The 5668-nt window shown below is 55.9% G+C and carries 2 tRNA genes and 3 rRNA genes; all 5 read left to right on the top strand.

The features are described from left to right. Positions 1–390: 390 nt before the first annotated feature. The 5 genes from H9645_RS14090 (at position 391) to rrf (ending at position 5600) form a co-directional block, all read left to right on the top strand. Positions 391–1935: ribosomal RNA gene (locus H9645_RS14090) — 16S ribosomal RNA — on the top strand. Between the two features lie 97 nt (positions 1936–2032). Further along, positions 2033–2108, top strand: a tRNA-Ala gene (locus H9645_RS14085). Between the two features lie 16 nt (positions 2109–2124). Continuing rightward, positions 2125–2201: transfer RNA gene (locus tag H9645_RS14080), tRNA-Ile, on the top strand. Between the two features lie 233 nt (positions 2202–2434). Beyond that, positions 2435–5313 (top strand): 23S ribosomal RNA (locus H9645_RS14075). Between the two features lie 173 nt (positions 5314–5486). After that, positions 5487–5600 (top strand): 5S ribosomal RNA (rrf, locus tag H9645_RS14070). Together the 16S, 23S and 5S rRNA genes with 2 tRNA genes alongside form the textbook arrangement of a ribosomal RNA operon. Positions 5601–5668: the final 68 nt, after the last annotated feature.

The following is a 5668-nucleotide window of genomic DNA, read 5'->3' as shown; positions in this document are numbered from 1 at the left end:
AAGATCCTTCACAGGGTGTTGACGTTCTTCGAAACCGCGCTAATATGTGCGGCTCCCCAGCGGGAACGGCCGGATGGTCGGGAAGGCGAAGGGAGGCGGAAGTTTCCACCCGGCAGGGTGTTGACGGACGCGAAAGTCGCGCTACAATGTGCGGCTCACCCCGGCGGAAACGACGGGGAGAAGGAAGGAGGCGCTGAGGCCACTTCCGACGATCTTTGACAGTGTGCGCAGGTGACTTGTGCGGGCGTCTGGCCGGTGGATGGTTGTCCATCTTGCAGACGTTCGTACCAAGAGCAACAAAGATTCAAATGCATGCAAATGCAAGCGGGTAATTGGAGCTCGGGGTTTGAACGACTGCACTCAAGAGATTGGGCATTTGCCCGAAAACTTCAAGTGAAGAGTTTGATCCTGGCTCAGAGTGAACGCTGGCGGCAGGCCTAACACATGCAAGTCGAACGGCAGCACAGGGGAGCTTGCTCCCTGGGTGGCGAGTGGCGGACGGGTGAGGAACACATCGGAATCTGCCTATTTGTGGGGGATAACCTCGGGAAACCGGGACTAATACCGCATACGACCTACGGGTGAAAGCCGGGGACCTTCGGGCCTGGCGCAGATAGATGAGCCGATGTCGGATTAGCTAGTTGGAGGGGTAAAGGCCCACCAAGGCGACGATCCGTAGCTGGTCTGAGAGGATGATCAGCCACACTGGGACTGAGACACGGCCCAGACTCCTACGGGAGGCAGCAGTGGGGAATATTGGACAATGGGCGCAAGCCTGATCCAGCCATGCCGCGTGAGTGAAGAAGGCCCTCGGGTTGTAAAGCTCTTTTGTTGGGAAAGAAAAGCAGCCGGTTAATACCCGGTTGTTCTGACGGTACCCAAAGAATAAGCACCGGCTAACTTCGTGCCAGCAGCCGCGGTAATACGAAGGGTGCAAGCGTTACTCGGAATTACTGGGCGTAAAGCGTGCGTAGGTGGTTCGTTAAGTCTGATGTGAAAGCCCTGGGCTCAACCTGGGAATTGCATTGGATACTGGCGGGCTAGAGTACGGTAGAGGGTGGCGGAATTCCTGGTGTAGCAGTGAAATGCGTAGATATCAGGAGGAACATCCGTGGCGAAGGCGGCCACCTGGACCAGTACTGACACTGAGGCACGAAAGCGTGGGGAGCAAACAGGATTAGATACCCTGGTAGTCCACGCCCTAAACGATGCGAACTGGATGTTGGGTGCAACTAGGCACTCAGTATCGAAGCTAACGCGTTAAGTTCGCCGCCTGGGGAGTACGGTCGCAAGACTGAAACTCAAAGGAATTGACGGGGGCCCGCACAAGCGGTGGAGTATGTGGTTTAATTCGATGCAACGCGAAGAACCTTACCTGGCCTTGACATGTCGCGAACTTTCCAGAGATGGATTGGTGCCTTCGGGAACGCGAACACAGGTGCTGCATGGCTGTCGTCAGCTCGTGTCGTGAGATGTTGGGTTAAGTCCCGCAACGAGCGCAACCCTTGTCCTTAGTTGCCAGCACGTAATGGTGGGAACTCTAAGGAGACCGCCGGTGACAAACCGGAGGAAGGTGGGGATGACGTCAAGTCATCATGGCCCTTACGGCCAGGGCTACACACGTACTACAATGGAAAGGACAGAGGGCTGCGAACCCGCGAGGGCAAGCCAATCCCAGAAACCTTTTCTCAGTCCGGATTGGAGTCTGCAACTCGACTCCATGAAGTCGGAATCGCTAGTAATCGCAGATCAGCATTGCTGCGGTGAATACGTTCCCGGGCCTTGTACACACCGCCCGTCACACCATGGGAGTCTGTTGCACCAGAAGCAGGTAGCTTAACCTTCGGGAGGGCGCTTGCCACGGTGTGGCCGATGACTGGGGTGAAGTCGTAACAAGGTAGCCGTATCGGAAGGTGCGGCTGGATCACCTCCTTTAGAGACAAAAGACAGCATGATTGCCTGTCAGGCGTCCGCACAAGTGACCTGCATCCAGGAGTTCCACGGCGAGTAGCCGGGGGACCGACCCCTTTATGGGGCCTTAGCTCAGCTGGGAGAGCACCTGCTTTGCAAGCAGGGGGTCGTCGGTTCGATCCCGACAGGCTCCACCACGCTGGGGAAGACATTGGGTCTGTAGCTCAGGTGGTTAGAGCGCACCCCTGATAAGGGTGAGGCCGGTGGTTCGAGTCCTCCCAGACCCACCATTCCTGGATGATCTGCGCACACACATGAAGATTTGAATCGGGGCGGCATTGTGGCCGGCCCGTGTTCTTTGAAAACCAGGGACGTAGCGAGCGTTTGGGACGAATATCCAGACGTGTCGTAGAGGCTAAGGCGGGGCCCTTGAGGCCCTAGAGATTGAGTGTATGTTTCGCGCTGCCGGGCTTTGTACCCCTGGTGGCACGACGTATGGCTCCGAGGCGACTTGGGGTTATATGGTCAAGCGAATAAGCGCACACGGTGGATGCCTTGGCGGTCAGAGGCGATGAAGGACGTGGCAGCCTGCGAAAAGTGTCGGGGAGCTGGCAACAAGCTTTGATCCGGCAATGTCCGAATGGGGAAACCCACTCCGCAAGGAGTATTGCATGGTGAATACATAGCCATGCAAGGCGAACCTGGTGAACTGAAATATCTAAGTAACCAGAGGAAAAGAAATCAACCGAGATTCCCCCAGTAGCGACGAGCGAACGGGGAGCAGCCCAAAAGTTGTTCCGGTTCTAGCAAAACAGTCTGGAAAGACTGGCCATAGAAGGTGACAGCCCTGTATGCGAAAGGGCCGGAATGATGAAAAGTGAGTAGGGCGGGGCACGAGAAACCCTGTCTGAACATGGGGGGACCATCCTCCAAGGCTAAATACTCCTGACCGACCGATAGTGAACCAGTACCGTGAGGGAAAGGCGAAAAGAACCCCGGAGAGGGGAGTGAAATAGATCCTGAAACCGTGTGCGTACAAGCAGTAGGAGCCCTTCGGGGTGACTGCGTACCTTTTGTATAATGGGTCAGCGACTTACTGTTCGTGGCGAGCTTAACCGTATAGGGGAGGCGAAGGGAAACCGAGTCTGATAAGGGCGCATAGTCGCGGGCAGTAGACCCGAAACCGGGTGATCTAGTCATGCCCAGGGTGAAGGTACCGTAACAGGTACTGGAGGCCCGAACCCACTCCCGTTGCAAAGGTAGGGGATGAGGTGTGATTAGGAGTGAAAAGCTAATCGAACCCGGAGATAGCTGGTTCTCCTCGAAAGCTATTTAGGTAGCGCCTCGCACGAATCTTCCTGGGGGTAGAGCACTGTTATGGCTAGGGGGTCATTGCGACTTACCAAACCATTGCAAACTCCGAATACCAGGACAGACTATGCGGGAGACACACGGCGGGTGCTAACGTTCGTCGTGAAAAGGGAAACAACCCAGACCCACAGCTAAGGTCCCAAATTCCATGCTGAGTGGAAAACCATGTGGAAAGGCACAGACAGCCAGGAGGTTGGCTTAGAAGCAGCCATCCTTTAAAGAAAGCGTAATAGCTCACTGGTCGAGTCGGTCTGCGGGGAAGATTTAACGGGGCTAAGCATGGAACCGAAGCTTGGGGTGCATACTTTGTATGCGCGGTAGAGGAGCGTTCCGTAAGCCGGTGAAGGTGGATCGAGAGGTCTGCTGGAGGTATCGGAAGTGCGAATGCTGACATGAGTAACGATAATGCGGGTGAAAAGCCCGCACGCCGAAAGCCCAAGGTTTCCTTGCGCAACGTTAATCGACGCAGGGTGAGTCGGCCCCTAAGGCGAGGCAGAAATGCGTAGTCGATGGGAAGCTGGTTAATATTCCAGCACCTCGCACAAGTGCGATGGAGGGACGGAGAAGGTTAGGTCTACCAGGCGTTGGTTGTCCTGGGGAAAGGCGGTAGGTTTGGGTCTTTGGCAAATCCGGGACCCTTCAAGACCGAGCACCGAGACGAGCTCATTAGAGCGAAGTGACTGATACCACGCTTCCAGGAAAAGCTCCTAAGCTTCAGCTTGTGCAGACCGTACCGTAAACCGACACAGGTGGGTAGGATGAGAATTCTCAGGCGCTTGAGAGAACTCGGGTGAAGGAACTAGGCAAAATGGTACCGTAACTTCGGGAGAAGGTACGCCCCCTTTGGTGGCCACATGCGTGGCTGGGCTGAGGGGGGCCGCAGATACCAGGCCGCTGCGACTGTTTATCAAAAACACAGGACTCTGCAAACACGAAAGTGGACGTATAGGGTCTGACGCCTGCCCGGTGCCGGAAGGTTAATTGATGGGGTCAGCCGCAAGGCGAAGCTCTTGATCGAAGCCCCGGTAAACGGCGGCCGTAACTATAACGGTCCTAAGGTAGCGAAATTCCTTGTCGGGTAAGTTCCGACCTGCACGAATGGCGTAACGATGGCGGCACTGTCTCCACCCGAGACTCAGTGAAATTGAAATCGCTGTGAAGATGCAGCGTTCCCGTGGCAAGACGGAAAGACCCCGTGAACCTTTACTATAGCTTTACACTGAACGTTGAGTTCGTCTGTGTAGGATAGGTGGGAGGCTGTGAAACTGTGGCGCTAGCTGCAGTGGAGCCAACCTTGAAATACCACCCTGTCGTGCTTGACGTTCTAACCTAGGTCCGTGATCCGGATCGGGGACCGTGTATGGTGGGTAGTTTGACTGGGGCGGTCTCCTCCCAAAGAGTAACGGAGGAGCTCGAAGGTACGCTCAGCGCGGTCGGACATCGCGCACTGTGTGCAAAGGCATAAGCGTGCTTGACTGCAAGATCGACGGATCAAGCAGGTACGAAAGTAGGACTTAGTGATCCGGTGGTTCTGTATGGAAGGGCCATCGCTCAACGGATAAAAGGTACTCCGGGGATAACAGGCTGATACCGCCCAAGAGTTCATATCGACGGCGGTGTTTGGCACCTCGATGTCGGCTCATCACATCCTGGGGCTGTAGTCGGTCCCAAGGGTATGGCTGTTCGCCATTTAAAGTGGTACGCGAGCTGGGTTCAGAACGTCGTGAGACAGTTCGGTCCCTATCTGCCATGGGCGTTGGAGATTTGAGAGGGGCTGCTCCTAGTACGAGAGGACCGGAGTGGACGAACCTCTGGTGTTCCGGTTGTCACGCCAGTGGCATTGCCGGGTAGCTACGTTCGGAAGCGATAACCGCTGAAAGCATCTAAGCGGGAAGCGCGCCTCAAGATGAGATCTCCCGGGGCACAAGCCCCCTGAAGGAACCATCAAGACCAGGTGGTTGATAGGCTGGGTGTGTAAGTACAGCAATGTATTGAGCTAACCAGTACTAATGATCCGTGTGGCTTGACCATATAACCTCAAGTGGCCTTGGACTCGACGACGCGTCGATATCCGGCACAAGCTTCGCTACGTCCCTACTTATTCGCCAACGGCGGAGCTGATCCATGGCTCCGTTCCGAGGCAACCCAACGAGAGCGTGTGCGCGTCAAGCCAGCACCACCGGCCCGCGACCCTCCACCCTCTCCCTGGTGACAATAGCTTTGTGGAACCACCCGATCCCATTCCGAACTCGGAAGTGAAACGCAAACGCGCCGATGGTAGTGTGCATCCAGCATGCGAGAGTAGGTCATCGCCAGGGTCTTTACCCCAAAACCCCGCAGCCACGGCTGCGGGGTTTTTCTTTGGGCGCGCGGCGGCCTCAGCCCG

The sequence above is a fragment of the Luteimonas colneyensis genome, from assembly GCF_014836665.1.
GTDB lineage: Bacteria > Pseudomonadota > Gammaproteobacteria > Xanthomonadales > Xanthomonadaceae > Luteimonas > Luteimonas colneyensis.
Note: the sequence above shows the minus strand (reverse complement) of the source record. Positions and strands in the feature narration are given on the sequence as shown.